At 69.0% G+C, this 25,357-nt stretch carries 22 protein-coding genes and 1 pseudogene; 8 read left to right on the forward strand and 15 right to left on the reverse strand.

Annotation, left to right across the window (positions count from 1 at the left end; all coding sequences use genetic code 11):
• The 6 genes from AB0J09_RS15345 to AB0J09_RS15370 all read right to left on the reverse strand — a co-directional run.
• On the reverse strand, positions 1 to 281 hold a 281-nt coding region (locus AB0J09_RS15345), incomplete at its 3' end, for a DnaJ domain-containing protein (protein ID WP_360690269.1).
• Positions 281 to 784: a nucleotide exchange factor GrpE gene (locus AB0J09_RS15350; RefSeq protein WP_350740525.1), complete on the reverse strand. Its 504-nt coding sequence runs from the start codon at positions 782 to 784 to the stop codon at positions 281 to 283. The genes AB0J09_RS15350 and AB0J09_RS15345, both read right to left, overlap by 1 nt.
• Before the next feature lies 1 nt (position 785).
• Positions 786 to 2,678 carry a molecular chaperone DnaK gene (gene dnaK / locus AB0J09_RS15355; protein WP_360690271.1) on the reverse strand — a complete coding sequence of 631 codons (1,893 nt, stop codon included), beginning with the start codon at positions 2,676 to 2,678 and terminating at the stop codon, positions 786 to 788.
• 19 nt (positions 2,679 to 2,697) lie between these two features.
• Positions 2,698 to 3,171 (reverse strand): general stress protein, encoded by a 474-nt coding sequence (locus AB0J09_RS15360; protein WP_360690273.1) that lies wholly within the window; start codon positions 3,169 to 3,171, stop codon positions 2,698 to 2,700.
• Positions 3,172 to 3,190: 19 nt separating this feature from the next.
• Positions 3,191 to 3,652, reverse strand: a complete 462-nt coding sequence (locus AB0J09_RS15365) for an Hsp20/alpha crystallin family protein (RefSeq protein ID WP_360690275.1) — start codon at positions 3,650 to 3,652, stop codon at positions 3,191 to 3,193.
• Positions 3,653 to 3,699: 47 nt separating this feature from the next.
• Entirely contained in the window at positions 3,700 to 6,351 is a 2,652-nt protein-coding gene (locus tag AB0J09_RS15370) for an AAA family ATPase (RefSeq protein WP_360690277.1), read from the reverse strand.
• Positions 6,352 to 6,522: 171 nt separating this feature from the next.
• On the opposite strand from AB0J09_RS15370, the gene AB0J09_RS15375 reads away from it, so the two are divergent.
• From AB0J09_RS15375 to AB0J09_RS15385, 3 genes are all read left to right on the forward strand, one after another.
• Complete coding sequence (locus tag AB0J09_RS15375; RefSeq protein WP_360690279.1) at positions 6,523 to 6,951, forward strand: DUF2267 domain-containing protein; 429 nt, start codon at positions 6,523 to 6,525, stop codon at positions 6,949 to 6,951.
• Between the two features lie 91 nt (positions 6,952 to 7,042).
• Positions 7,043 to 7,696, forward strand: coding sequence for a DUF1345 domain-containing protein (locus AB0J09_RS15380; protein WP_360690281.1), 654 nt, complete (start codon positions 7,043 to 7,045; stop codon positions 7,694 to 7,696).
• A 23-nt stretch (positions 7,697 to 7,719) separates the two neighbouring features.
• Entirely contained in the window at positions 7,720 to 8,805 is a 1,086-nt protein-coding gene (locus tag AB0J09_RS15385) for a hypothetical protein (RefSeq protein WP_360690283.1), read from the forward strand.
• Between the two features lie 92 nt (positions 8,806 to 8,897).
• Here AB0J09_RS15385 and AB0J09_RS15390 read toward each other — a convergent pair whose 3' ends face one another.
• From AB0J09_RS15390 to AB0J09_RS15400, 3 genes are all read right to left on the reverse strand, one after another.
• Entirely contained in the window at positions 8,898 to 9,122 is a 225-nt protein-coding gene (locus AB0J09_RS15390) for a hypothetical protein (protein ID WP_360690285.1), read from the reverse strand.
• Between the two features lie 363 nt (positions 9,123 to 9,485).
• A complete protein-coding gene (locus tag AB0J09_RS15395) occupies positions 9,486 to 9,962 on the reverse strand; it encodes a DUF1801 domain-containing protein (protein ID WP_360690287.1) in 477 nt (158 codons plus the stop codon).
• Positions 9,963 to 10,104: 142 nt separating this feature from the next.
• Complete coding sequence (locus AB0J09_RS15400) at positions 10,105 to 12,384, reverse strand: helix-turn-helix domain-containing protein (RefSeq protein ID WP_360690289.1); 2,280 nt, start codon at positions 12,382 to 12,384, stop codon at positions 10,105 to 10,107.
• 163 nt (positions 12,385 to 12,547) lie between these two features.
• On the opposite strand from AB0J09_RS15400, the gene AB0J09_RS15405 reads away from it, so the two are divergent.
• Together AB0J09_RS15405 and AB0J09_RS15410 are read left to right on the forward strand one after the other, a co-directional pair.
• On the forward strand, positions 12,548 to 13,006 hold the full coding sequence (locus AB0J09_RS15405) for a carboxymuconolactone decarboxylase family protein (RefSeq protein ID WP_360690291.1): 459 nt from the start codon (positions 12,548 to 12,550) through the stop codon (positions 13,004 to 13,006).
• Between the two features lie 560 nt (positions 13,007 to 13,566).
• Positions 13,567 to 13,977, forward strand: coding sequence for a cupin domain-containing protein (locus AB0J09_RS15410; protein ID WP_360690293.1), 411 nt, complete (start codon positions 13,567 to 13,569; stop codon positions 13,975 to 13,977).
• 140 nt (positions 13,978 to 14,117) lie between these two features.
• Here the strand turns inward: AB0J09_RS15410 and AB0J09_RS15415 are convergent, their stop codons facing one another.
• A complete protein-coding gene (locus AB0J09_RS15415) occupies positions 14,118 to 14,993 on the reverse strand; it encodes a helix-turn-helix transcriptional regulator (protein WP_360690295.1) in 876 nt (291 codons plus the stop codon).
• Positions 14,994 to 15,145: 152 nt separating this feature from the next.
• Here AB0J09_RS15415 and AB0J09_RS15420 point away from each other — a divergent pair, with 152 nt between their 5' ends.
• The gene (locus AB0J09_RS15420) at positions 15,146 to 16,072 is read left to right on the forward strand and encodes an alpha/beta hydrolase (protein WP_360690297.1); all 927 of its coding nucleotides are present in this window, start codon (positions 15,146 to 15,148) and stop codon (positions 16,070 to 16,072) included.
• A gap of 333 nt (positions 16,073 to 16,405) precedes the next feature.
• On the opposite strand, the gene AB0J09_RS15425 is transcribed toward AB0J09_RS15420, so the two are convergent.
• The 3 genes from AB0J09_RS15425 to AB0J09_RS15435 all read right to left on the reverse strand — a co-directional run bounded on the left by AB0J09_RS15425 (position 16,406) and on the right by AB0J09_RS15435 (position 18,785).
• Positions 16,406 to 17,050 (reverse strand): DNA alkylation repair protein, encoded by a 645-nt coding sequence (locus AB0J09_RS15425; protein ID WP_360690325.1) that lies wholly within the window; start codon positions 17,048 to 17,050, stop codon positions 16,406 to 16,408.
• Between the two features lie 516 nt (positions 17,051 to 17,566).
• The gene (locus AB0J09_RS15430) at positions 17,567 to 18,388 is read right to left on the reverse strand and encodes a hypothetical protein (protein ID WP_360690299.1); all 822 of its coding nucleotides are present in this window, start codon (positions 18,386 to 18,388) and stop codon (positions 17,567 to 17,569) included.
• A gap of 85 nt (positions 18,389 to 18,473) precedes the next feature.
• Positions 18,474 to 18,785, reverse strand: a complete 312-nt coding sequence (locus tag AB0J09_RS15435; protein ID WP_360690301.1) for a helix-turn-helix transcriptional regulator — start codon at positions 18,783 to 18,785, stop codon at positions 18,474 to 18,476.
• A 658-nt stretch (positions 18,786 to 19,443) separates the two neighbouring features.
• Between AB0J09_RS15435 and AB0J09_RS15440 the strand changes: the two are divergent.
• Positions 19,444 to 20,634, forward strand: a pseudogene (locus AB0J09_RS15440) (BTAD domain-containing putative transcriptional regulator); the annotation flags it as partial.
• 1,686 nt (positions 20,635 to 22,320) lie between these two features.
• Here the strand turns inward: AB0J09_RS15440 and AB0J09_RS15445 are convergent.
• Positions 22,321 to 23,157 carry an ABC transporter permease gene (locus tag AB0J09_RS15445; protein WP_360690303.1) on the reverse strand — a complete coding sequence of 279 codons (837 nt, stop codon included), beginning with the start codon at positions 23,155 to 23,157 and terminating at the stop codon, positions 22,321 to 22,323.
• Complete coding sequence (locus AB0J09_RS15450) at positions 23,154 to 24,179, reverse strand: ATP-binding cassette domain-containing protein (RefSeq protein ID WP_360690305.1); 1,026 nt, start codon at positions 24,177 to 24,179, stop codon at positions 23,154 to 23,156. Before AB0J09_RS15450 ends, AB0J09_RS15445 begins: the two co-directional genes overlap by 4 nt.
• 709 nt (positions 24,180 to 24,888) lie before the next feature.
• On the opposite strand from AB0J09_RS15450, the gene AB0J09_RS15455 reads away from it, so the two are divergent.
• The gene (locus AB0J09_RS15455; RefSeq protein ID WP_360690307.1) at positions 24,889 to 25,266 is read left to right on the forward strand and encodes a VOC family protein; all 378 of its coding nucleotides are present in this window, start codon (positions 24,889 to 24,891) and stop codon (positions 25,264 to 25,266) included.
• The last annotated feature ends 91 nt before the right edge of the window (positions 25,267 to 25,357 follow it).

The following is a 25,357-nucleotide window of genomic DNA, read 5'->3' on the forward strand; positions in this document are numbered from 1 at the left end:
GCGCCGGCGCCCGCACGGGCGCGGGCCCACTCGGCGGGGTCCACATCGGGCGGCACCTGGCGGAAATCGTGCCCGAACGCGTCGTAGCGGCGGCGCGTCTCGGGATCGGAGAGCACGGAGTACGCCTCCGAGATCTCCTTGAACTTGTCCTCGGCGCCGGGATCCTTGTTGACATCAGGGTGATAGGCGCGCACGAGCTTGCGGTAGGCCCGCTGGATCTCGTCGGCGTCGGCGTTCCTGCCCACGCCGAGCACCTCGTAGTAGTCGCGCCGTGGGGCCATCACTCCACCTTCTTCGCGACGGCCACGATCGCCGGCCTGAGCTGCCGCTCGGCGTCGCCGTAGCCGGGACGGAGCACCTCCACCACAGTGCCCGGGTCGGCATCGGCCCGCTCGACGGTGGCTACCGCCTCGTGGCGGGCGGGATCGAAGGGTACGTCCACCTCGTCATGGCGGGGGTAGCCGAGCTTGGCCAGGAGGGCGACAGCCTGGTCACGCACGGCCCGTATCCCGTCGAGTACCGCGTCCGCGCCGCCGTCGCCTGCGTGGCTCAGCGCGAGCTCCAGGTTGTCCAGGATGGGCAGCCACTCGGCCGCCACCCTCGCCCGTTCCTCCGCCCTGATCCGCTCGGCGTCGCGGGAGATGCGCTTGCGCAGGTTGTCCAGGTCGGCGACGGCACGCAGCCAGCGGTCCTCCAGCTCCGCGAGCTTCGCGTCGGTCTCCGCGGGCGAGATGGCTTCCTCACCCTGCGCGCCGGCCTGGGCCTGGGGTGTGTGCTCGTTCATGTCACTCGGGCTCCGACGTCGTGAACTCGGCGTCGATCACGTCCTCCTCACCGCCAGGGACACCTTCCGTCCTGCCCTGCGGCGGCACGCTGGGCCCGCCGCCCGCGGCGGCTCCGAGGCTGTGATAGACCTGCTGCAGCTCGCCGCTGAGTGTGCGCAGCCGGTCGATCGGCGCCTCTTCCTTGATCGCCTGCCGGGCCTCCTCCACGAGCTGCCCGGCCCTCGCCTTCTCGTGCACGGGAACCGCGTCGCCCAGCTCCTCCAGCCGGCGCTCCACCTGGTACGCGACCGAGTCCAGCTCGTTGCGCGCGTCTATGGTCTCGCGGAGTCTGGCGTCCTCCGCACGGTGCCGCTCGGCATCGGCGACCATCCGCTCGATCTCCGACTTGTCCAGGTTGGAGCTCTCGCTGATGGTGATCCGCTGCTCGGTGCCGGTGTCCTTGTCCCGTGCCGAGACGTTGAGTATGCCGTTGGCGTCGATGTCGAAGGTGACCTCGATCTGCGGCACCCCCCGCGGCGCGGGCCGGATGTTCTCCAGCCGGAAGCGCCCGAGCACCCGATTGTCGGCGGCGCGCTCACGCTCGCCCTGCAGGACGACGATGTCGACGGCGTTCTGGTTGTCCTCGGCCGTGCTGAAGACCTCGGTACGGCGCGCGGGGATGGTCGTGTTGTGCTCGATCACCTTGGTCATGAGCCCGCCGAGCGTCTCGACGCCCAGCGACAGAGGCGTGACGTCGAGCAGGACGACGTCCTGCACCTCGCCCTTGATGATCCCCGCCTGGACAGCCGCGCCGATCGCGACGACCTCGTCCGGGTTCACCGTCATGTTGGGCTCCTTGCCCTCGGTGAGCCGGCGCACGAGATTCTGCACGGCGGGCATCCGGGTCGCCCCGCCGACGAGGATCACTTCGTCGACGTCCACGGGCCTGAGCTTCGCGTCCTCCATCGCCTGCTTGACGGGGGCGATGCAACGCTCGACCAAGTCGGCGGTGATCTGCTCGAACGTGGAGCGCATGAGCGTGGTGTTGAGGTGCTTCGGCCCCGAGGCGTCCGCCGTGATGAACGGCAGGCTGATCGTGGTCTGGGTGACCTCCGAGAGCTCCACCTTGGCCTTCTCGGCCGCCTCGAAGAGTCGCTGCAGGGCCTGCGGGTCGTTGCGCAGGTCGATGCCCTGGTCCCGCTGGAACTCGTCGGCCAGGTGGTCGACGATCCTGCGGTCGAAGTCGTCGCCGCCGAGGTGGCCATCGCCGGAGGTGGCGCGGACCTCAACCACGCCTTCGCCGATATCCAGGATGCTGACGTCGAAGGTGCCGCCGCCCAGGTCGAACACCAGCACGGTCTCGTTCGTCTTCTTGTCCAGCCCGTACGCGAGCGCCGCCGCCGTCGGCTCGTTGATGATCCGCAGGACCTCGAGCCCCGCGATCCGCCCCGCGTCCTTGGTCGCCTGGCGCTGGGCGTCATTGAAGTACGCCGGAACGGTGATGACCGCCTCGGTCACCTTCTCACCGAGGTATTTCGCCGCATCGGCGGCCAGCTTCCGCAGGACGAGGCCGGAGACCTCCTCCGGCGCGTACTGCTTGCCGCCGACCTGGAAGCGCACGGCTCCCTGGGGTCCCTCGACCACGTCGAAGGAGACCGCGTGGATCTCGCTCTTGACCTCGTCGAAGCGGCGGCCGATGAATCGTTTCGAGGAATAGATCGTTCCCTTCGGGTTCAGTATGGCCTGGCGGCGGGCCATCTGGCCTACCAGCCGTTCGCCCTGATCGGTGAAGGCCACCACGGACGGCGTCGTCCGCGAGCCCTCCGCGTTGGGCAACACCGTGGGATGGCCGTCCACCGTGGCGGCGATCACCGAGTTCGTGGTGCCGAGATCGATGCCGACTGCTTTCGCCATTACTCGCTCCCTCGTACTGCTATCCACTCATCGCCCGGAGCAGCTCATGGGCCCTGACCTCGTGTTCCGAATCGACGAGAACCTCGTACTTGTCGGCCACGAGGGTGCTCTCGGAGACGAAGTCCCGCCGGCCGCCCTGGAGGGCGTGCGAGACCAGCCCGAAGATCGCTCCCGCCACCGCGCCCCACACCAGCCCCCAGAGCACCAGAGGCAACGCTGCCGCGGCCGTGATCGAGAAAATCGCCAGGAACAGACCGACGAGCAGCCCGAACCAGGCTCCGGCGGCCGCGCCCCATCCGGCCGCGCGCACAAGGGTCATCCGCGCGAGAACCCGCTCCACCGAGCGCAGCCCGGCGCCGACGATCAACGTCCCCTGCACGGGGAATCCATGGTCGGCCAGGTAGTCGACGACTTTCTGCGCCTCCTCGTAGCTGCGGTAGCTCCCAATCGGTTCCCGGTTGGTGGTGGCGGGGCCTGACGACGCGACGGGCACGACTCCTCCTCTCCCCGCCTCAGGCGGAAACCTCGATGTGCTTGGGCTTGGCGGCCTCCGCCTTGGGCACGGTGATGGTCAGCACACCGTCGGACAGGTGAGCCTCCACGCGGTCGGCGTCGACGTCTCCCGGGAGCGTCGTGCGCAGCTCGAACTGGCCGGTCCTGCGCATCTTGCGGTGCCGGCGCTGACGCTCCTGCTCCTCGATCTGCCCGGTGACGATCAGCTCGCGCTCGGACAGTTGGACGTCGATCTGGTCCTTGCGCGCTCCGGGGACATCGATCTCCACGACGTAGGAGTCTTCAGTCTCCGACACGTCCGCCATGGGCACCCAAGCCCCCATGCCGCCATCGCCGGGAAGAGCGCCCAGAGCCTCGCCCAGAGCCGCATTCATGAGCTGTCCCAGCCTGTCGTAGGCGTCTTCGATCTCGCGGGCGGGGAACATCTCGCCGCCCCTGCGACGTACTGTGAGCAGTGCCATCTGGACCTCCTGGATGGGTTCCTGAATAGGCCGAAAAATGTAACGACCTACATTTCCGAACCTGGCCCAGGCGTCTCGCGGGCACATCCCCCAGCTGAGTAGTCATCGCCGCGACTCCGTGCGACCCGTGCGCCGCGGCCGCCGCAGGGCGAGGCGTCCCTCGACTGCTCCGCCGCGAGCCGCGCGAGCTCGACCCGGGACCTGATGCTCAGCTTGCGGAAGACGTGCCTCAGGTGGAACGCGACCGTGTGCACACTGATGAACATCTGTTCGGCTATCTGCGGGTTGGTCCATCCGTCCGCCGCAAGCAACGAGATGGCGTGCTCGGTCTCGGTCAGGCTGTCCCAGCCGGAGACCGGGCGTTCGGCGTAGCTCCAGTGGCGGTGGCGTACCCCCATTCCGCGCAGTCTCTGGCGGATGCGCGCGGAGTCCCGCAGGGCGCCGATGTCGTGATACAGGCCCAAGGCGCGGTCCAGGCTCTCGGCCGCCGCCACGCGCTGCCCGGCGGTGGAGAGCAGCATGCCGAGATCCTCCTCGGCGGAGGCCCGCGCCCACACGTCCTCGGTCCGCCCGGCGGCCAGGGCCAGCGCGTCGCGATCCCCGTCGAGCAGGCCCCTGGCATGCGCCGCGGCGGCGGCAAGCGTGGGAAACTCATGGTTGGCCCGGCCGAGGGCCTCGGCGGCGGCCACCACGTGCTCGGCCGCCGCCCGGTCGCCGGCGGCCAGGGCGACCCGGACCATCCAGGGGCCGGCGGCGGGCTCCATGCTGAGCAGCAGCGGGCGGGGCAGCTCTGCGAGCAGGGGCATAGCGATGCGCGGCCCGTCTCGTGCCTCCGCGAGCTGCGCGGACAGCAAGGCGTGCCGGAAGCGAGCCTCGGCCGTGCCCCCGGGCTGTTCCGCGACGTGATGCGCCACCCCCTGCAGGTCGCCGCGCCGCAGCGCGACTGCGGCGAGCACGGCGCGGGCCGCCGCAGCCGACAGCGGCGTGATGAGCGCACCGGCCAGGTCCAGAGCCCTATTCGCCTGGGTGACCGCGTCATCGAAACGGCCCGCGAGCAGCTCCAGGCGGGCCTCCAGCGCCGAGGCGTCCGCCGCCCAGGCCAGATGACCGTGGCCGAACATGTCCTTGCGTGCCTGGCGGAGCATTGTCCGTGCCTCGTCCAGCCGGTGGATGTCGACGAGCACGGCGACGGTGGCCAGGCAGGCCTCGTAGCGGCGGTCCTCGGGCGCGTCGGCGGCGGCCAGCCGTCCGGCGCTCTCCGCCAGGGCCAGCGCGCCCGTGAGCCTGCCCGCGTGCCGCTCGGCGGTGGCCAGGGCGACCAGCGCGGCGGTCCTGGCTGCGGGACCGTATCGATCCGTTCCGTCGATGACCTCCTGCGCGAACGACCGCGAGCCGACGTCCTCCCGCAGGCGCACCGTGGCGTACAGATGCACGAGGGTCGCCCGCTCGCGTACGTGGCGGGGGAGGCCCGGCACCGCCAGCACCGTCTCGGCCTCGCGGATCGCCTCCTCACCCCGGCCCGTCAGGTACATGGTGTCCGCGAGCAGGCAGCGCAGTTCGGCCACCCCGTACACGGAGCCGTGCTCGGCGAGGCGGCCACGCACCATCTGCTCGGCCTCGTCCAGCCGGCCACTGGCGACCGCCGCGTCTATGTCGGAGGAGGCCGGGCCGGTGAGCAGGCCAGCCGACCCTGGCCGCTCAGAGCCCATGAGAACGCCGGACTGGTCGAGCAGGGTCTGCCGCACCGATGAGGGGATGCCCGCGGCGACGACGTCCCCGACGAGTTCGTGACGGAAGGTCAGGCCGTGCTCGGTCACGAGGAGGATGCCCGCGGCCGTGGCCTCCTCCGTCACCGGGAGCAGCGCGGCGGGCGTGGTGTCCAGCAGCGACGCGGCGTGCTCCAGCGACAACGAACGGCCCAGCACTGCGATCGTCTCCATCAGGCTCCTGGCCTCCGCGCTCAGCGTGTCGATCCAGCGCCGCACCACCATCCGCAGCCGGTCGGGCACGCGGGCCCGCGCCGCGTCCCCCAGCAGCCCTTCCTCGCGCAGCCCCGCGAACAGCTCGGTGATCAGCAGCGGATTGCCTCCGGCGGCCGCCACCAGCGCCCGCGTCGCCGGGTCCGGCGACCGCCCGAGCGTGTCCTGCGTCAGCGCCGCGACCGCGTCCGGTGACAGCGGCGCGAGCGTCACCCTGTCGGCCCCCTCCCGCTCCAGGATGTCGAACAGCGACACGGCCTGGCCCCCGTCCGGCACTGTCGAGCGGCTCATCATCCAGCCGATGGGCCAGTTGGCCAGCCGGTCGTGCAGGCTGTGCAACGTCCTCAGCGTCACCGGGTCCGCCCGTTGCAGGTCGTCGAGCGCGGCCAGCACCGGTGACGTGGCCAGCTGCTCGAACCCTGCCCGCAGCCGCTCCAGGGCTGGCGGACCGAAACGGGCGGCGGCGTCGCCCGCTTCCGGCTCAGAGCGCAGATCGAGGGCCTCCAGCAACATGCCGCACGGGGCGACCTCGCCCAGCTCCTCCACCCTGCCGCGTACAACCCCGATGCCGCATTCGGACGCCTCGGCGACGGCTTCGGCCAGCAGCCGGCTCTTCCCCGATCCGGGTTCTCCGTCCACCAGCAGCGTCCCGCCCGCACCTCGCCGCAACACCCGCAGCAGGCCATCGACGTGACGCCACTCCCGATCGCGTCCCCGCATGCTGTCCCCCCATGGGCCGCCTGCCACGACAGGGAACGGTGAATCCCAAGCCCGCCAAGATCTTTCACACCCGCCGGGGACCACTACCCGGCTGGGGGATGTGACCTCCCGTCCGCCGCGCCGAACCTTGAGCCGAGGCCTGCCCGAGGATGCAAGGAAGGGGTGAAGGAGATGGCGGAGACCGGTTATGCGCCGTTCAACCGTACGGTCGACAAAACGAACCGCGTGCTGCGAGAGATCGAGGAGGCGCACGGCTGGACTCCCGAGCACCGCAACCAGTCCTACGCCGCCCTGCGCGCCGTGCTGCACGCCCTGCGCGACCGGCTGACCGTGGACGAGAGCGCCCACCTCGCTGCCCAGTTGCCGCTGCTGATCCGCGGGGTCTACTACGACGGCTGGCGGCCGAGCACCGTGCCGGTCAAGGCCGATCGCGAGGAGTTCCTCCACCGCGTCTGCGGCGAACTGGCCTTCGACCTCCAGGAGAGCGAGGAGGACCTGGTCAAGAAGGTTTTGCAAGCACTCAAGAGGCACATTACCGACGGTGAGTGGGAGGACGTGAAGGCCGGCCTGCCGAAGGACCTGGCCTCGATGCTGCCCTGATCACGGGTCTGATCACCGGCCTGTCACGGGTGTTCGGCGACACACCGGTCGTGGTGCCGTGGATGCGGGCGTTCGTTGGGATGCTGGAGCGGTGAGGTTCGCGTCCAGGGGGCGCGCCGGAGAGCGCGTCATGTCGGTACGGCGCGTGCTGACGTCCCTGGGAGCCGGGGTCGTCGTGGCCGTCGCAGCCTGGCTGCTGGGGGCGCCCGAGTTGGCCCCGCTGCTCGGCTGGGGTGTGGCCGCGACGGTGGGCCTGGCCTGGGTGTGGCTGATCAGCTGGCCCAAGGACCACCGGGACACCAAGCGGCTGGCCGAGGAAGAGGGCGACACTCGGTCCACCGACACCGGCGTGCTGATCGGCGCGGTAGCCAGCCTTGGCGCAGTCGCGCTCGCCCTGGTCCGCACCGCCAGCCACACCCCTTGGACGACGGCTCTGGTCATCCTGAGCGTAGGGACGGTCGTCCAGTCGTGGGGCCTGGTGAACACGGTGTTCGCCTTCAAGTACGCCCGGCTCTACTACGTGGACGAGGATGGCGGCATCGACTTCAGACAGAAGAACCCGCCCGCGTACAGCGACTTCGCCTACCTCGCGTTCACGATCGGGATGACCTTCGGCGTCACCGACAACGATGTGGTCAATACACACATCCGCAAGGTCGCCCTCGTGCACGCCCTGCTGTCCTACTTCTTCAGCACCGGCATCCTGGCCGTGGCCATCAACCTCGTCACCGGTCTGAGCAAGTGACCGCCGGCCCCTGGTGATCCAGGATGGGCGAGAGCCCTCGCGGGTACGCCCTGGACATGCGCGTCACCCTGGTCGCCGACCCTGACCTGCCCACCGAGCTGGCCATGAGGGTGGCGCGCGACCTGCCCGGCCGGTTGCGGCAGCGGCTCGGCCCCGGCTTGGACTGGGAGGTGAGGACGTACACCGCTCCCCTGGCGGCGGAGGAACAGGTCGACATATCTGCCATGCTCACCGCCGTCCGCCCACAGCTGCCCGAGTCCGGCTGGGACATCGGGATTTTCCTCACCGACCTCCCCCGCCGTCTGGGCCTGGACGCCGTGAGCGCAGAGGTCAGCTCCGACGACCGCGTCGCCCTGCTGTCGTTGCCCGCCCTCGGCGGTTTTCAGCTGGCCGGCCGGACCTTGGAAGCCGTGGTGGATGTCATCGGCCTGCTCCTCCACCCGCCCACCAGCCGTGACCGCGTCGCTGGTGAGGTCCCCGTGATCGGCCGCAGAGTAACCCGGGATGCCGAGCCCGGCCGGATCGCCCCCGATCGCTACGTCATGCCGGGCCTGCGTGGGCGGATGCGCCTGCTCGCCGGCATGGTGCGGGCCAACCGCCCGTGGCGGCTGTTCACCTCGTTGTCGCGGGCGCTGGCGGGCGTGTTCGCCACCGCCGCATTCGGCGTGATCAACGACACCGCCTGGCAGCTCTCCAACGCGCTGGACGCCTGGCGGCAAACGCTGATCATGGTGCTGTCCGTCCTCGCCCTCGCAGCGTGGATCATCGTCGACCACGAGTTGTGGGAGCGTCCCGGCGGCTGGCTCCCCAAGGCCCGTGCCCGCCTCTACAACACCGTAACCCTGATCACCATCACGCTGGGCGTGCTCTGCCTGTACGCGGTGCTGTTCGTCGTGCTCACTGGGGTCGGCGCGCTCGTGCTGGTCCCCGGCCCCCTTGCGGGGAGGCTGAACCACCGGCCGAGCGTCACCGACTACCTGACGCTGGCCTGGTTCCTCACCTCCGGCGCAATGGTGGGCGGCGCCTTCGGCTCCGGGCTCGAGGACGACGGAACCGTGCGCAAGGCGGCATATGGCCATCGCCAGCGCGACCGGCTCGCGAAACAGTAGGCCACCTGACCTGGAGGCCGGGCCGGGCCATCGGCCGCGCACAGTTGAAAGGCCCGCCACCAGGGAAATCCTGGAGCGGGCCTCCGTGTTTGTCAGGACAATCTCGGGATCTTGCTAACACCTTTGCTAACAGCATGGCTCCCGGGTGGCTCCCACTGCTCACCAATCGCCTGGGCTAAGACGTCCGCCGCCGACGCTTCCGCCGCACGGATCACGTGAGCGTAGACGCGCAGGGTGATCGAGGGATCGGCGTGGCCGAGGCGGGCCGCGACAACGTGGACGGGCACGCCGGCCAGGGCGATCTCCGCCATATCCACGCGACCACGCTCCCTGGTTGCACAGGATGTGGATCGTGCCGTGGTCGATGCTGAGGATGCGCTTCCTGCCGCTCTTGGTAGTCCCCTCGATGCGTTCACCTCCGACGAAGGATGCCCGAGCCCCTGATGGAGAGCTGCTCGGTGACCTCACGTCGGGGACGCTTGGCCTTCTCGACCAGGCTCGACGAGAGCGACTCGTCGACGTTTTGGGGCGGTTCGGTCCATGAGCGATGACGTCACCCAGCCCTGGCGGAGTTGGTTCGGCGCCGGGCGTACAACTCGCCGAGCCGTCCGCATGGCGTGAGCGTGAAACCCCAGGTCAGCGCTCCACGGACCGACGTTTCGACAACCTGCACCGGCTCCTCAGCCCGCCGCCCTCTTCACGAGCTCGCCGATCCGTGCCTCGTCCTCGGCGGTCAACGTCGTCAGGGCGAAGGCAGTCGGCCACATGGTGCCGTCGTCGAGGTGCGCCGCGTCGTTGAAGCCGAACGTCGAGTACCTCGTCTTGAACTTCTGCGCGGGCTGGAAGAAGCAGACGATCTTGCCGTCCCTGGCGTAGGCGGGCATTCCGTACCACAGCTTCGGCGACAGCGACGGCGCGTTGACCTTGACGATGGCGTGGAGCCGCTCGCCGGTGGAGCGGTCCAGCTCCGACATCTCGGCGAGCTTCGCGAGCACCTCGCTCTCCCCGTCCGCCTTGGCCGAGCGTGAGCGGCGGCGGGCGGTTGCCTTCAGCTCCCGGGAGCGCTCCTTCATCGCGGCCCGCTCCTCATCGGTGAAGCCCTCGTACTTCTCGTCGGCCTCGGTGGTGGTCTTGGCGGACTGCATGGTGGCGCTCATGGCGGATTTCCTTCCGTGTGGGTGATCCTCATGCTGAGGATCGTTTCCCGTTCGTCGGTGCGTTCTGACAGGACTTATCCGACCATTGACGCGTCAAGGCTCGCACCGTCCGTGGGACACGGCGGGACACCGGGAACGCCGCCTAGCTGCGGAAACGGGAATCCGTTCCATGGTCGCGGGCTGGGACGCTACCTACGGTGACTTGATACGCCTCACGCGCGAGCTTCTCGTCGTGCGGACGCCCGAGCTTGCGCGCCAGTTCGACGGTGCGCTCATGCAACGCCAGCGCCTCGTCGTAACGGCCCGCCGCGCGGCACGTCTCGGCGTACGTGGGCAGGAAGTCGATCTCCAGCTGTGCCTCGGCCAGCGGTTCCAGCAGCTCGAAGGCGTGTCGATGGTGTTCGAGTGCCTCGTCGAGTGAACCCATGATGCGCAGCGCGACACCGAGATAGTTGTGACACCATGCCTTGTTGTGCTGAACCTCGGCGAGCTGCAACGCCTCATGTAGCGCTTGTAGCGACTCTGCTGGGTTGTCTGATGCCAGTGCGACACCGAGCGTGACCAGCCCAGTTATCTGGGCAGGCCCATCGGCCAGAGCGAGTGATGCGCGGGCGAGTTCGGCGGCTTCGCTGTGCCGCCCGAGGTGGAGGGTCACCCATCCGTCGAAGGCCAGCGCCTGGGACTGTCCAGAGCGCTGCCCGGTCTTCTCGAAGAGCATGCGCGCCAGCCGGAATTGAGCCTTTGCCGCTTCGAAGTCGCCGAGATCCCGGCGGACGAAGCCGGTGCGCAACGCCAGCGCACCTGCTAGCTCGTCATCGTCCGAATCGGACTGTGCGGCTAGTTCGTAGGCGGCGAGTGCCTCGGCGAGACGTCCCGCGGCAGCGCGGGCGAAACCGAGATCCACGAGCAGTGAGGCACGCTGCTGGTCGCGCCCGAGACGTTCCGCGGCGGCTGCGGCCGCTTCGAGCAGGCGTACCTGGTCGTCGGTTCCACGATGCCGGAAGAACCAGACTCGCATGGCCTGCGGCAGCTCAGCCACCACATCGTCCGCGCCGAGCCGAACAGCGGTGTCGAAGCAGGCGATCAGGTTGGCGTACTCGGTGTCGAACCAGGCCATGGCCTTCGCCGGATCGACCGGCACAGTCTCCTTGCGGTGCTGCAGGGGCAGCGTCCGAGCGTAGGCGGTCGCCTGCTCCAGATAGTGGTTCAAGACACGGTGCACGGCGGCATCCGCCTGCGGCTCCTCATCAGCGGCGATGTCTGCCGCGTACTGCCGGAGCAGGTCGTGCAGCCGGTACCGTCCAGGCAAGGGCTCCTGGACCAGATGCGCGTCCACCAGCTCTTCCAGTACCGCATTGACGCGGTCCGGCGTCATGTCGGCAAGCGCGCCCGCCGCTGGTGCGTCAAAGTCGGCGCCGGGCAGCACGCCCAGCAACCGGAACATGCGGCGCTGGACCGCGTCGAGCTGCTGTAGCGACATGCCGAACACGGAGTCGAAGCGACTGGCGTTGTCGCGCAGCCGCTCGGCCAGCACCGCCACTGTCCAACCTGGACGGTGCCGTAGCCTCGCGCCCGCCATCCGCAGCGCCAGCGGAAGGCCACCGCACTGCCGCAGCACCTGGGCGACCGCCTCCCCTTCGGTCAGGTCTACCCCGGCCGCCCGGCCGAACAGCGACTCCGCGTCCGCAGGGGGGAGCGCCTCCAGGGACACCGGCGGCACCCCGTCCAGGCTCACCAGCCGATGGCGACAGGTGACCAGCACCGCGGACTTACCCGCGCCAGGAAGGAGCGGACGCACGTGCTCCGCGTCGACCGCGTTGTCGAGCACGACGAGCGCTCGGCGCCGGGACAGTTCCGACCGCCAGAGCGCCGCGCGTTCGACCGTATCGGCCGGAGGATGCGTGACCCCCAGGGCGCCCAGTAGCCGACCGAGTGCGGCCGACGGCTCCAACGGTTCCTGGCCCGGAGTGAAGCCGTGCAGGTCGAGATAGAGCCCACCGTCAGGAAAGGACGGCGCGAGCCGGTGCGCCACGTGCACGGCGAGGCTGGTCTTCCCGACGCCCGCCATGCCGTCGATCGCGACCACGCCCGCGGTACGCAACAGCTCCTCGACCAGCGCCGACTCCGTCTCGCGTCCGGTGAAGTCGGTGAGGTCGGCCGGAAGGTCATTCCGGCGTGGGCTGGGTGCCGCTCCAGCCTTGGACGCCTCAGCCCACAACGCGCGCAGCGGACGGGGATCGCGGGCCACGACCCGGCACAGCGCCACGACAGCTTCCCAGGGCGGCACCAGCTGGCCGGTCAGATACCGCGACAGTGAGGAGCTGCTAAGGCCCGCCTGGCGGGCGAGGGCGCGCACGCTGAGCCCGCTCAACTCCTTGATCCGGGTCAGCTGGGCAATCAGGGGCTCAGGTCCGCTCGACACCCGCACACGGTACCCCGTCCCAGTGCGCGGCCACGGAACAGAGTCTCATTTCCGCAGCTAGGCCGTATTCCGGGTGTCCCACGCTGTCCCACGGACGGAGCGGGTCCCGACGCGCCGGTGGTCAGATGACTCCCGTCAGAACACGACGACGAAGGAGAAAGCAATGCCGACCGTACGCATGCCGAACCCGGCGACCCTGATCCCCGAGGCGATGCAGGCGCTGATGGCCGTCAACAAGGCCATCCTGGGCGCCGGAGTGGACGCGAAGCTGCTGGCGCTGAGCCACCTGCGAGCCAGCCAGATCAACGGCTGCAGCCCCTGCGTGGCCGGGGGCGCCCAGCAGCTCCGCCACCACGGCGCCACCGACGAACAGGCCCACGCCGTCGTCGCATGGCGTGAGACGCCCTGGTTCAGCGATGAGGAACGCGCCGCGCTGGCCCTGACCGAGGCCATCACCCGGCTCGCCGACCAGCCCAACCCGGTGCCCGACGAGGTATGGGACATGGCCGCCAAACACTTCGACCAGAAGGAGCTCGCCGCACTGATACTCAACATCGCCATCACCAACGCCTTCAACCGCCTCAACGCGCCAACCCGCCAGCAGGCGGGCGGCCAGTGGTAAGCGCGTCGCGCGAGTGCTGACAGAACAGGTGGGGGCTTTTGGGCGGGCTCCCACCGATCATTAGCCTGGGAAGACGGACAGGGCGGCCACCGCCCGGTCCGAGGATGACTCCTGCGGGTTCCATGGAACACGCTGCCAACGTGCGGGTTACTACCTGCCGACTCAGCGAGCGGGTTTATCACCGAGCGACAACACCGGCATGTCACCCTGGGATGGTCGCCTACCCGGCGATCTTGCTAACGCCGTCGCTAACAACGTCCCTGGACGCCGGTGTACGCCTCTGGAGACCGAGCAAGCCGGGACGGGCCACAGAGCAGGCACTTGTGGCGACGGTGGACGCCTGTGGACGATCTTGAACTGGCTACGGATCAGAAGGTTAGGGGTTCGAGTCCTCTCGGCCGCGCTCCAGGTCAAAGGCCCTTACCGGCACGGGCACACCGCGCCCTCATCCGCTCGGGCGACCAGATCTCTGGCGCGGCCCCGGGCAGGTTCGCCGCGTAGGGCTGTCACAAACGGGGAGGTCGTCTTGTCCTCACTCTGGACACTGGATGGAGGAATACATGAGCGCTGACCACGCACACCTGCCCCCAGGCGTTGAGGTGATCACGACCCTGCCGGAGGCGGCGGCCCGGATCCCGGCTGGCGCCGAGGCCAGGACTATCCGGGTCACCCTGCCGCCCGGTGACCCCGGTGCGCCACCGCACCGGCACCCAGGGCCGCTCTTCGGCTACGTGACCCAGGGCGAGATCCTCTTCGAGCTGGAGGGGCAGCCACCCCGGGTGCTCAAGGCCGGTGACGCCCTGTTCGAGCCCGGAGGCGACGGGATCCACCTCCAGGGCGCCAACAACCTTCCGGACGCGCAGTCGCAGCTGGTGGTGACGATGTTCGCGCCGCCGGGTACCCCGATTCTGACCCTGGTCAGCGCGGAGGAGCTGGCCGAACGACGACACCTACGGGTTACCCAGCCATGATTCACTGGCGCTCGGCCAGTGCTTGCTTCCGGAGTTCCCGCCGTGGCTGACAGCGGCGCACTACCTCTGTTGGATCGGCCCCGCGGAGGGAAGACCACGGCCGTACCGGCAAGCGGCCGAGCTTGGCCGGGACGCGGTCATCATCGCGGCGCGGAAGGGAGACTCTCGCTCGGCTGCCCGGGCGCCCATGAGGTGAGGATGAGCAGCGCATCGTGCGATGGGGAACCGGGCTCGGCGGTGAGGACCATGAGGCGCTGTCCCGAGCCGTCGGGACTGCTCCAGGTGTCGCAATCGAGGGTGAGATCGCCGACCAGCCGATGCCGGTAGCGCTTGGTGCCATAGGCGGCGTTGTTGACGCGATGCTCCGCCCACCAGGTACGGAAGTCGGCGTCCCGCACGGACAGCTCGCCGACGAGGCGAGCGAGCTGGGGGTCGTCGGGATTGGCCGCGGACTCCATGCGTAGAGCGGCGACCGCGTCGCGGGCGTCGTGCTCCCACTCCAGGTGCATGCCCCGGATGATCGGGTCGGTGAACAACAGGTACAGGTAGTTGCGCCGGTCCGCAGGGAGCTGCGAGAAGTCGGTGTACAAGGCGGCGGCGCCCGCGTTCCATTCCAGGATGTCCAGCCGTTTGCCCAGAACGATGGCGGGGGTACCGGTGAGCTGGTCGAGCAGGCGCCGCATGGCGGGGCGCACGCGTTGCGCGGGCCGACGTCTCCGGGGCCGCGCGTCGGTCTTGCCAGCCAGTTGATACAGGTACCGCTGCTGGTCGTCGTCGAGACGCAGTGCCTGAGCCAGCGTGGCGAGCACCGACGCGGAGGCTCGGACACGACCCTGCTCCAGCCGCGTGTAGTAGTCGACGCTGATCGCGGCGAGCTGGGCGACCTCCTCGCGGCGAAGCCCCGCGACCTTGCGGCGAGAGTCCTGCTCGGGCAGACCGAGGTCCTGCGGGGCCAGTTGTGCCCGGCGAGCCTTGAGGAAAGCGCCGAGTTCACCGGGGCCGGACATGGTGCTCATGCCCTCCATTGTCGGGCTTGGAGTGGTGAGGGTGAGGGGGCAGGTCTTTTCCCAGGCAAGAACTCGCCGCTTTTGCCTCCCCAGGACTGCGACGACTGTGGACACGTGCCCGGCACCGTGCCGGGCCGGCTGACCACTGGACGGAGAGTCCCATGACGAAGATCGACGTCACCTTCCACAGCGCCGGCATCCTGCTCGCCGGCCATCTCTACCTTCCCGACACCCCGGCCGAGGGGCCGCGTCCGGCGATCGTCGTCGGCCACCCCGGCACTGGTGTGAAGGAACAGGCCGCTGGCCTGTACGCCCGCCACCTGGCCGAAAAGGGGTTCGCCGCGCTCGCCTACGACGCGGCCTACCAGGGCGAGAGCGGCGGCGAACCTCGTGGTCTGGAGGACCCCGCGCAGCGCGTCGAGGATCTCAAGGCCGCCGTCTCTTTCCTCACCAGCCAGGGCGACGTCGATCCGGACCGCATTGGCATGCTCGGCATCTGCGCCTCCGGCGGCTACGCCCTCTCGGCCACCGCGGGCGACCGCCGCGTCAAGGCCCTCGCCACCGTCAGCGCCGTCGACGTCGCCCGCCAGTTCCGCCTGGGGGCCGACGGTGCCCAGGATCCGGCCGTGTTCCTCGGCATGCTGGACGCCGCGGCCCACGCCCGCACCATTGAGGCGCGGGGCGAGGAGCCGCCGGTGCTGACTCTCTTTCCCGACACCGTCGAGCAGGCCTACGCGCTGGGTGGAGAGCACGGTGCCGAGGGCTTCGAGTACTACCGCACCGAACGTGCCCGGCATCCCCGCTCGGCGGGCTTCCTCACATGGAACAGCATCGACAAGATGGCGGCCTTCGACGCCTTCGCGCCGATCCCACTGATCGGGCGCCGGCCGCTGCTCATGATCGTCGGCACCCGTGCTGTCACGTCGTGGATGAGTGTCGAAGCCTTCCAGCGCGCCACCGGCCCCAAGGAGATCCACTGGATCGACGGCGCCAGTCACGTTGACCTCTATGACAAGAAGCAGTACGTGGACCTCGCCGTCGAAAGGATCGCCGGGTTCTTCGGCGAGAACCTGGTCCAGGCGGCCTAGTACCGTGACCACAAACGATCATCAGGTGAGCGTTTCAAGCTGCAGATGCGAGGGGTCGCCCGCCCCAGCTGCTGCCCTCCCTCGACTCGCTCAACCAAGATCGCGATTGTGGGTTTCGGCCCACCATGGCTGCATCCCTTGCTGGGCAGAGACATAGGTCCTGTCCATGGACGTGGTGTACAGCAGGGCCGCAAGCCTGATGCGGCGAGTCGGCGGTTCCTGGAAGTCCTGCGGGTTGAACCGGTGGACGGAGCTGGAACCGAAGCCCTGCGGGAGGCCATCTGAGCAGGCTGCTCTGTTGGCTGTGGATGCTCGTGGACGTCCTTGATCCTGCTACTTATCGTGCTGTCGGCGCACCATCTCGGTGATCCAGATGGGCGCGAACGGAGACGTGCAGCCCGGGGAAGTCGGGTAGTCCTTGAGCACCTCCAAGCGCTCACCGATGTCGATTGCACGGGCGCGGTGCTCGGCGTGCTCGATCCCGATCTGAGCCAGACAGTGGTTCATCGCCCACTGCAGGCGATCCGGGGCGCCTTTCATCTCCGCCTCGATGACGTCGAGCAGTCCTGCGAGGGCGAGGCCCTCGGGCTTCTTCGTCACGCGTTCGGTGGTCAGCGCCCAGCCGGCACTCGCGACCACTGGATCCGGATCGGCGGACCAGGCCAGGCGCAGCTCTTCGGAGTGCGGGTTCTTCTTCACCACGTAGTTCACGAGCCAGTCGTGCACCTTGGGTGTGCGCGCCTCGCGCACCATGACGTCCAACTCGTCACGCTCGAACGCCTTCGGGCGGCAGATCAGGATCGCCAGCAGTCTCGCCGCGGTGTCATTCGTCTGCCAGAGCTGGCACGCGAGTTCCTGCTGCGTCTTCAGCCGCTTCGCGAGCGCGCGCAGCTTGCTGAGGTTCACACCGTGATCGTCACCGTGTTTCTCGTTCACCTCGCGTGTCTTCGGGTCCTCGAGCTCGGCCAGCTCGGCCATCACCTCGGCCACCATCGACTCGGTCAGCGTCGTCTCGGCCACCTCAGCCTCCTGTCCGTCACGTGCGAGATTCAACCTATGACGGAAGTCGGCCTCCTGGCGTACACGCCAGTTCGACGGCAGCCACCGACACGAAATCCCGCTTCTTCACAAATTTGCAGCAGTTCTCGGCACTCACCCTCGCCTCCACTCCGAGCAGCCATCCAGCTCCTAGCTAACCCGGTTAGGAGAGTGTCAGCGTCAGGATCGCAGACATGCTGATCTGCTAACGCAATTGCTAACAACGGCCTTGGACGATCATGGGCGACTGATCTCCGGGGTCGTTCAGGATCGTTCGCCTCGCTGGTTCACGGTCGTCCCTCCTAACGAGTTCTGGTTCGGTCGGCTCAGTTCGTGATCGTCCGTTCGGGTGGCTCCCATGGTGTTTCCGGAAGCTTGATGGGTCGCCCGTCTGCAACCCTGTACGGCGGCGGATCTGCCGCCGGTTCAAGGCCTTGAGACGCCAGCCGGGCCGAGTCATACCGCAAGATTCGCCGTCTTACTGGCGAGCACATGGTCAGCGAAGCGCACGATGGCGAGTCGTCGCTCATGGAGGGCGACGGCTTCCCAGATCCGTCGTTCGAGCCGAACGCCCTGCTCGTTCAGGCCGAGGTGCTGGATCCATTGACGGAGACGTTTGGGGAAGGGAAGGTAGTGCCCTTCAAGCGCGAACCAAGCAATATAGATCTGCTTGACCAGCCGTGCGGCAAGCTGATGAAAGAGCCACTCGTCGCCCCGGTCAGCACAGTCGAGCAGGGCATCCGTATAACCGGGCAGTTGCTGTTCCAGTGCGACCGTCGACTTGGTGATCAGCTGGGAAGGTGGGGTACGCATCGACTCTCTGATCGCGTGGCCGACACGTTCGCCGTCCGACAGCAGGGTTCCGTGGACGAAGCCGGCAACCGTGTGAAGGGGCTGGGGCCACTCCTCCTCCTGCCATCCGTTACCGGCCTTGACCAATGTGCACCAGGAGTCGAATCGTGTCCGCGTGTAATGAGCGACATCGACCTCCCACCCGGAGACGCGCACTTTGTCTAGCCCGAACGTGAGGCCATGAAACTGGGTGGGCGCACTGCCGGGGTCGCTTAGTTGCTCGACCGGCCGTCGCCCTGGAGGCGGCGGTTCGCTCTCACCCCAGATGATCACGATGTCAAGATCTGAATGAGTGGTGAATCCGGTGAACACCGATCCTTGGCCATAGGCGAAGTCCATCGCGCCACAAGCGGCGAAGGCCGCCGCTACACCTCGCGCCACCTGCTCAGCCGCGTGACCCGTAGATCCCTGCACAGGAATATCCAAGCACGAGGGTAGACATTGATCACTGAGCTCAGCCAACCGCCCACTCCGCAGGGCCGACACCTGTGTTGGCCGCCAGTCGCGATGTTCACCACCACATGTCTGCGGCGCTTTCCGACGTCAAGGAGACGGCGTAATGATCGAGGAACAGCCGGGCGATCAGGTCGCCGCGTGAACCGGTGCCGGATTTGGCGAAGATCGACTTCAGGTGGTCCTGCACGGTGTACGACGACACGTGCAGCCGGCCGGCGATCTGCTTGGTGGACAAGCCTTTGGCCACCAGTTCGGTGACCCGGCGCTCGCTGTCGGTGAAGCCGTAGGCGTCGACCATCAGGGGCGCCATCTCGGCGGGGCGAGCAGCTTCCAGCATCACCGCGACCTGCGCTTCCGGGGCCGTCATTCAGCAGCGAGCCTCGGACGATCAGCCACCGGCCGGCCCGGGTGCGCGCTCGGGCCTTGGCCACCCCTACCTCGACCGCTGGCGCGGCCGGGAGGCCGAGCTCGCCGCCGATCCCCAAGCACCTCGTCACCGCGATGGCCGCCCAGGCCGAGGACGCACTGACCCGGGCAGGACGCCGCTGACCCACCAACCGTCAGCGCCGTTCCGGCTCGTTCGTCACGTGCCGCGGTGAAACTACCGAGCCAAGAGCGGTCACTCACAGTCACACCGTGACTGTGCCGGAGATCGTGCAGCCGGGCATGGGTGGCGCGCGTGGGCCTCGATCCACTCGTCGAGATGCTCGCGGTCACGCTCCTCGCTTATGACTCGTCCGTAAGCTGAGGGTGTGTCCCCCGCACTGGTCCTGCTCGACGGCGTCCGCTGGCGGGGTGTGCGCGTGGTCGGCGATCGCGCGCACACTCTGCTGGCCGTGCTCGCCATTCACGGGCGTGCAGGGGTCAGTGACGAGCGCCTGGTCGAGGAGTTGTGGCCCGACGAGGCGCCGGCCAATCCGACGAAGGCGCTGCAGGTGGTCGTCTCGCGGACCAGAGCGGCGACCTGCGCCGAGGTCGCGGTGCGGATCCCGCGTGGTTACCGGCTCGGGCTGCCCGCTGGTCAGGTGGACGCGCTGCTGCTCGGCGCGCTGGTGGAGCAGGCACGGGCCGCACTGGGCGAGGACGACATGGTGCTCGCGCGTCGCCGCGCCGAAGAGGCCATGGGTCTCGTGGGCGGCGGCTTGGACGGCGCCACGGGCGCACTCGCTGAGCTGAGGGGCGTCGCAGCAGGGTGGGTGGCCGAGGCGCGACGGGTGGCGGCGATCGCGCGGGGCCGGAGCGGCGCTCACGAGGGCGCGCTGCCGCTGCTGGAGGAGGCCGCGGCCGATCGGCCGCACGACGAGGAGCTGCTCGCCTGCCTGCTGCGCAGCGAGGCCGCCGTACGAGGTGTCGCCGCCGCTCTGGAGCGCTACGAGCGGTATCGCGCGGGCCTGGTCGCGCGACTCGGCACCGGACCAGGGCCTGAGCTCGCCCGCGTGTACGCCGAACTCCTCGTCGCGGATCGGCCGGTGCGTGAGGGCATCCTGTTCGACGGTTCCTCGCTGCTCGGCCGCGACGGCGACATCCGTGCGGTGCACGCCCTGTTGCAGACCAACCGGGTGGTCTCCATCATCGGCCCTGGCGGGCTGGGCAAGACGCGGCTGGCTCATGTCGTCGGTAGGAACGCCGCGCAACCCGTCGCTCACTTCGTCGAGCTCGTCGGCGTCTCCTCGCCGGAGGGCGTGGTGGGCGAGGTGGGCTCGGCGCTCGGAGTTCGGGACTCGGTCAGCGGGCGTCGGGCCCTGACCGCCGAGCAGCGCTCCGACGTTCGCGCGCGGATCGCCCAGCATCTCGACCAGGCTCCGGCGCTGCTGATCCTGGACAACTGCGAACACGTGATCGAGGCCGTCGCCGACCTGGTGGCGTTCCTGACCGTGACGACCCGCGACCTGCGGGTGCTCATCACCTCGCGCGCCCCCTTGTCGATCCCCGCCGAACGCGTCTACCTGCTCGGCGAGCTGCCCACGGGCGACGCGGTGGAGTTGTTCCGCCAGCGCGCCACGGCCGCCCGCCCGGGTGTGCGGATCGACGAGGGAGTGGTCGAGGAGGTCGTCGCCCGCCTCGACGGGCTGCCACTCGCGATCGAGCTGGCCGCGGCCAAGGTGCGGGTGATGTCGGTGGAGGAGATCGCGCGGCGCCTGGCGGACCGGTTCGCCCTGCTGCGCGGCGGGAACCGTACGGCCCCCGACCGGCACCAGACGCTGCTCGCGGTCATCGACTGGTCGTGGAATCTGCTGGACGAGCCGGAACGGCAGGCGTTGCGGTGGTTGTCGCTGTTCGGCGACGGTTTCACGCTGGCCGCGGCCGAGCACATACTCGGCCCCGACGCCCTGCACGTCGTGGACGCGCTGGCCGAGCAGTCGTTGCTGAGCGTCCGCGAGACGACGTATGGCCTGCGCTACCGGATGCTGGAGACCGTCAGGGAGTTCGGGCGGATGCGGCTGAAAGAGGCCGGCGAGGAGGCGCCCGCTCGGGCGGCGCAGCGGGCCTGGGCGACGGCGTACGCCCTCGAACACGCCTCCGAGCTGTTCGGCCCGACGCAGTTCGCGGCGGCCGACGCGTTGCGCGCCGAGGAGAGCAACCTCGCCGATCTGCTCCGGCAGGCTCTCGGCGAGCCCGATCCCGTCACGACGGTCCAGTTGCTGACCGGCGTCGGCGCGCTGTGGTCGATCCGCGGCGACCACCCCCGGATCTTCGTCCACCGGGACGCGATCACCCAGGTGATCACCGGCTGGACACCGCCGCCGCACCTCGTCGAGGTGACCAGGACCGCCATGCTGATCACGATCATGAACATCATGATCGCCACTGACGACGACGATCCGCTGCGCGAGCTCCTCCGCACGCTGCCCACCAGCGACACGACGGATCACCGCATAGCGGCGATGGCTACGGTGGTGCTCGCGTGCGATTCGGCCGACGACGCCGACGTGCGCCGCCGGCTGGCGGAGTTGAGCTGGAGCGACGACCGTGACTTGGCCTTGGCGGCGGCGCACACGAGCGTCCACGCCTTGGAGAACGCGGGAGACGTGACGGGGGCGATCGAGGCCGCCGAGCGGACCCTGACGATGCTCCGCGAGGACGAAGGGCCGTGGCGCGCCGCGATCACGCATGCCGTACTGGCCCACCTGGTCATGAAGCTCGGCGACCGCCGGCGGGCGGTCGGACACGCACGGACCGCCATCCCGGTGCTGAGCCGGCTCGGTGCCACAGACGACGAGACCCAGCTCCGCGCGGTGCTGCTGACCTCGGCGCTCGCCGACGGCGACCTCGACACCGCGGAGGCCGAGCTGGCCGAGATCACCCGGATCAACGACAACGAGGCAGTGCTCGGCGGGGTGGCGATCGCCTCGTTGTGCGCGGCCGAGCTCGCCCTCGCCCGCGGCGAGACGGCCGCCGCGCTCGCGGAATACCGCCTGGCCGTCCGGCGGGCACATGACCTGCGCCTGCCCGGGGTGCCGCGCGCGGAGTTCACGCCGTGGACGATCGTCGCGGAGTCGGTTGCCCTGACGGCGTACGCGTACCACGCCCCGCCGGAGGACGGCCGGTACGGCGAGGAACTGTTCTCCACCGTCCGGGGCTACGACCTGCTGGCCGCGAAGAACCCCGTCCTCGACTACCCGCTGTGCGGCTCGATGCTCTTCGCGATCGGCGCCTGGGGCCTGCTGCGGGGAGCCATGGCCGCCCGCGACGCGATCGGGTTGCTGGTGCTGGCCGAGCGGTTCGCCTACCACAGCACCATGCCCAGCATGGCCTTCGAGCGGATCGAACCGTACGCGGAGCGGGCCGCGCCCGGGATGATCGCCGCCGTGCGGGCCGAGTACGGCGATCGACGCGGCCCCGACCTGCTCGACGAGACGCGGAGTCTCATTGAGCAGGTCTCCGGCGGTGACGGCCGGAGATCACATGTGCCGCTTGTAGCTGCGTACCGACAGCGGCGCGAAGATCGCGATGACGATCAGGCACGCCAGGAGCGTCCAGGCCACCTCTCCGCTGACGAGGGCGCTGTTGGCGAGGTCGCGGGCGGCCGTGACCAGGTGTGAGACCGGGTTGATCCGTACGAACGCGGCCAGCCAGTCGGGCAGGGTCTGGACGGGGACGAACGCGTTCGACAGGAACGTCAGCGGGAACAAGATCATCATGGAGATGCCCTGCACGGCCTGGGCGCTCCGCGCGATCGTGCCGACCCAGGTGAAGACCCACGCCAGCGACCAGCCAGTGAAGATCGCCAGCAGGATCGCGGCGAGCACGCCGCCCGCTCCGCCGCCCGGGCGGTAGCCCATCACCAGGCCCATGGTGAAGGTCAGAGTGGCCGCGATCGTGTAGCGCAGCAGGTCGGCCACCATCGGGCCGGCGAGCGGCGCGATCCGGGCGATCGGCAACGACTTGAACCGGTCGAAGACGCCCTTCTCCATGTCCTCGCGGAGTTGCGTGCCCGTGGCCATGCACGTCGTCAGCACGGTCTGGGCGAGGATGCCGGGGATCATCAGGGGGAGGTAGCTCTCCACGTCGCCGGCGATGGCGCCGCCGAAGATGAAGGCGAACATCGCGGTGAACAGGATGGGCTGCAGCGCCACGTCGAAGAACTGCTCCGGGTTGCGGCGCATCTTCTTGAGCGCCCGCCACGCCATCGTCAGGGTCTGGCCGAGCGTCTCCCCCATGGTGACGCGCCGCCGGGCGGCCGCCACTCGGTCGGCGGCCCGGACCCCCTCGCGGTTGGGTGCGATCATGGTGCTCATCGGTTCTCCTCCGTGCCGGTTTCGTCGTCCCCGTCCGTCTCGTGGCCGGTGAGGGCGAGGAACACCTCGTCCAGGCTGGGCTTGGCCACGCTCACCGAGGAGATCGACACCCCGGCGTTGCGCAGCGCGATCAGTACGTCCGCGGCCAGATCGGCCTGGTCAAGTGCGACGTTGAGGCGGCCATGCTCTGGGCTGAGGACCGGGTCGGAGCCGAGGACGCGCCGCACGACCTCCACGGCGGCGGGCACTTCGCCCGGCTCGGCGAGCAGCAACTGGAGAGTGGAGTTGCCGACCGCGGTCTTCAACTCGTCGGGGGTGCCCTCGGCGACTTTGCGGCCGTGGTCGATGACGGCGACGCGATCGGCGAGCTGGTCGGCCTCGTCCAGATATTGCGTGGTCAGCAGCACCGTGCAGCCGTCGGCGACCAGACCGCGGATGGTGTCCCACATCTGGCCGCGCGTGCGCGGATCGAGACCGGTGGTCGGCTCGTCGAGGAAGATCAGCGGTGGCCTGGTGATCAGGCTGGCCGCCAGGTCGAGGCGCCGGCGCATGCCGCCGGAGAACTGCGCGATCGGTTTGTCGGCGGCCTCCTCCAGGCCGAACTGGCCCAGCAGCTCGGTGGCGATGCGCCGGGCGCGCGGCGCGGCGATGCCCTGCAGGCGGCTGAAGAGCCAGAGGTTCTCGCGGGCAGTCAGGTTCTCGTCGACCGACGCGTACTGTCCGGTGACACCGACCAACTGGCGGATCACGTGCGGGTTGCCGGCCACGTCGACCCCGAAGATCTCGGCACGGCCCGCGTCGATCTTCAACAGGGTGGCCAGCATCCGTAGCATGGTGGTCTTGCCGGCGCCGTTCGGGCCGAGGACGCCGAAGATCTCACCGGGGCGTACGTCCAGATCGATCCCGTCGACGGCACGGTGCTCGCCGAACGTCTTGGCAAGCCCTTCCGCACGTACGGCCAGATCGGCGCCCCCGTCGAGGGCCAGGCCGCCCCCGGTACGTCCGAATTCTGTGATGCTCATGGCTTCACTCTCGGCGGCGCCGGTTTCACGGCACCCTCGACCGAGTTTCACCGGTTGCCGGGAGGTACGTGGATTCGTTCCTCCACCAGGCGGGCGAAGCAAGCCAGTTCACCTGGGGCGATCGGGAAGGTGATGTCGCTAGGCTGATCTGATCAAGGGTTCGCCAGGTGTACAGCCCTATTGAACAGCTATTACGCAGTTCGAAGGCGCGATTGACTTCGTTTGCGAGCACCTGCCTGAGCATGCTCGGGATGACTCTGAGACAGCCTGATGGCCTGGCAAGCGCCGTTCGAGCACGCCGGCCTACCTCGAGGTCGGGCAACTGGCATCTTCCGGGATGGTGACCTCACCTACGCCCTGCGCCTGACCCAGGCCGGCGTCGAGGTAGAGCTCCACCTGCATCCCGGCGTGCCCGGGGTTCGGCCGCGCCGAGTGGCTTTATGAGACGGAGCGCTCGTGGGACGGCCCCGCCACGGGCGGCCATCGACCAGGACGGTCCCCGCGACTCCGCTCCGCCTCCGTCCGCTTTATTGATGGGAGGGCTCCGGGGGTCGGCCAGTCCTGGGCGCCGTATCAGGACGTTCATGTCCGGGGGATGAGCTTCCCCGCGGGTTTGGAGATCCGGCGGGCGTCTCGGCCGATTCCTTTCGGCAGGTCGGCGAGTCGATAGGTGTGACGGAATTCCGATGACGACCGAGAGGGAGCGATCATGGTGGAGACGACAGGGATTCGGCTGGGCGGCCTGGTGCTGGGCAGCGACGACCCGGAACGGCTCAGCGCCTGGTACCGCGCGGCGTTCGCGCCGTCGGCCGGGCCGAGCACCGTCCTGATGGTGGGCGACGGAAGGTTGATCTTCGATCGCCGCGACGATCTCGAGCGGAGCGCACGGGAGCCAGGCAGGATCCTGATCAACTTCTACGTCGAGGACATCGAGGCGGTCGTTGCCCACCTGAAGGCGCTGGGCGTCACGCAGTGGATCCGCCCGGTGGAGGACTTCGGCCCGGGCCTCATCGCGACGGTGGAGGATCCGGTCGGAAACTACGTGCAGATCGTCGAACTCGCTGCCCGGCCCGGCACCGGACGGTGACGCGGATGGGCCACACCTACGTCGAAGTCGATAATCTGATGGGTGATGATCCCGCCGAAGCGCATGCGGAGGGGCCGCCGGCACTCCGACT

Origin of the sequence: Nonomuraea sp. NPDC049784, from assembly GCF_040659615.1 — a bacterium.
GTDB lineage: Bacteria > Actinomycetota > Actinomycetes > Streptosporangiales > Streptosporangiaceae > Nonomuraea.

Coding starts and splice junctions, on each gene's coding strand:
- AB0J09_RS15385 (WP_360690283.1), top strand. CDS start 7,720: ATGGGCGAGAGCCCTCGCGGGTACGCCCTGGACATGCGCGTCACCCTG.
- AB0J09_RS15365 (WP_360690275.1), bottom strand. CDS start 3,652: ATGGCACTGCTCACAGTACGTCGCAGGGGCGGCGAGATGTTCCCCGCC.
- AB0J09_RS15445 (WP_360690303.1), bottom strand. CDS start 23,157: ATGAGCACCATGATCGCACCCAACCGCGAGGGGGTCCGGGCCGCCGAC.
- AB0J09_RS15420 (WP_360690297.1), top strand. CDS start 15,146: ATGACGAAGATCGACGTCACCTTCCACAGCGCCGGCATCCTGCTCGCC.
- AB0J09_RS15435 (WP_360690301.1), bottom strand. CDS start 18,785: ATGACGGCCCCGGAAGCGCAGGTCGCGGTGATGCTGGAAGCTGCTCGC.
- AB0J09_RS15405 (WP_360690291.1), top strand. CDS start 12,548: ATGCCGACCGTACGCATGCCGAACCCGGCGACCCTGATCCCCGAGGCG.
- AB0J09_RS15375 (WP_360690279.1), top strand. CDS start 6,523: ATGGCGGAGACCGGTTATGCGCCGTTCAACCGTACGGTCGACAAAACG.
- AB0J09_RS15370 (WP_360690277.1), bottom strand. CDS start 6,351: ATGCGGGGACGCGATCGGGAGTGGCGTCACGTCGATGGCCTGCTGCGG.
- AB0J09_RS15425 (WP_360690325.1), bottom strand. CDS start 17,050: ATGGCCGAGCTGGCCGAGCTCGAGGACCCGAAGACACGCGAGGTGAAC.
- AB0J09_RS15350 (WP_350740525.1), bottom strand. CDS start 784: ATGAACGAGCACACACCCCAGGCCCAGGCCGGCGCGCAGGGTGAGGAA.
- AB0J09_RS15415 (WP_360690295.1), bottom strand. CDS start 14,993: ATGAGCACCATGTCCGGCCCCGGTGAACTCGGCGCTTTCCTCAAGGCT.
- AB0J09_RS15450 (WP_360690305.1), bottom strand. CDS start 24,179: ATGAGCATCACAGAATTCGGACGTACCGGGGGCGGCCTGGCCCTCGAC.
- AB0J09_RS15395 (WP_360690287.1), bottom strand. CDS start 9,962: ATGAGCGCCACCATGCAGTCCGCCAAGACCACCACCGAGGCCGACGAG.
- dnaK (WP_360690271.1), bottom strand. CDS start 2,678: ATGGCGAAAGCAGTCGGCATCGATCTCGGCACCACGAACTCGGTGATC.
- AB0J09_RS15455 (WP_360690307.1), top strand. CDS start 24,889: ATGGTGGAGACGACAGGGATTCGGCTGGGCGGCCTGGTGCTGGGCAGC.
- AB0J09_RS15410 (WP_360690293.1), top strand. CDS start 13,567: ATGAGCGCTGACCACGCACACCTGCCCCCAGGCGTTGAGGTGATCACG.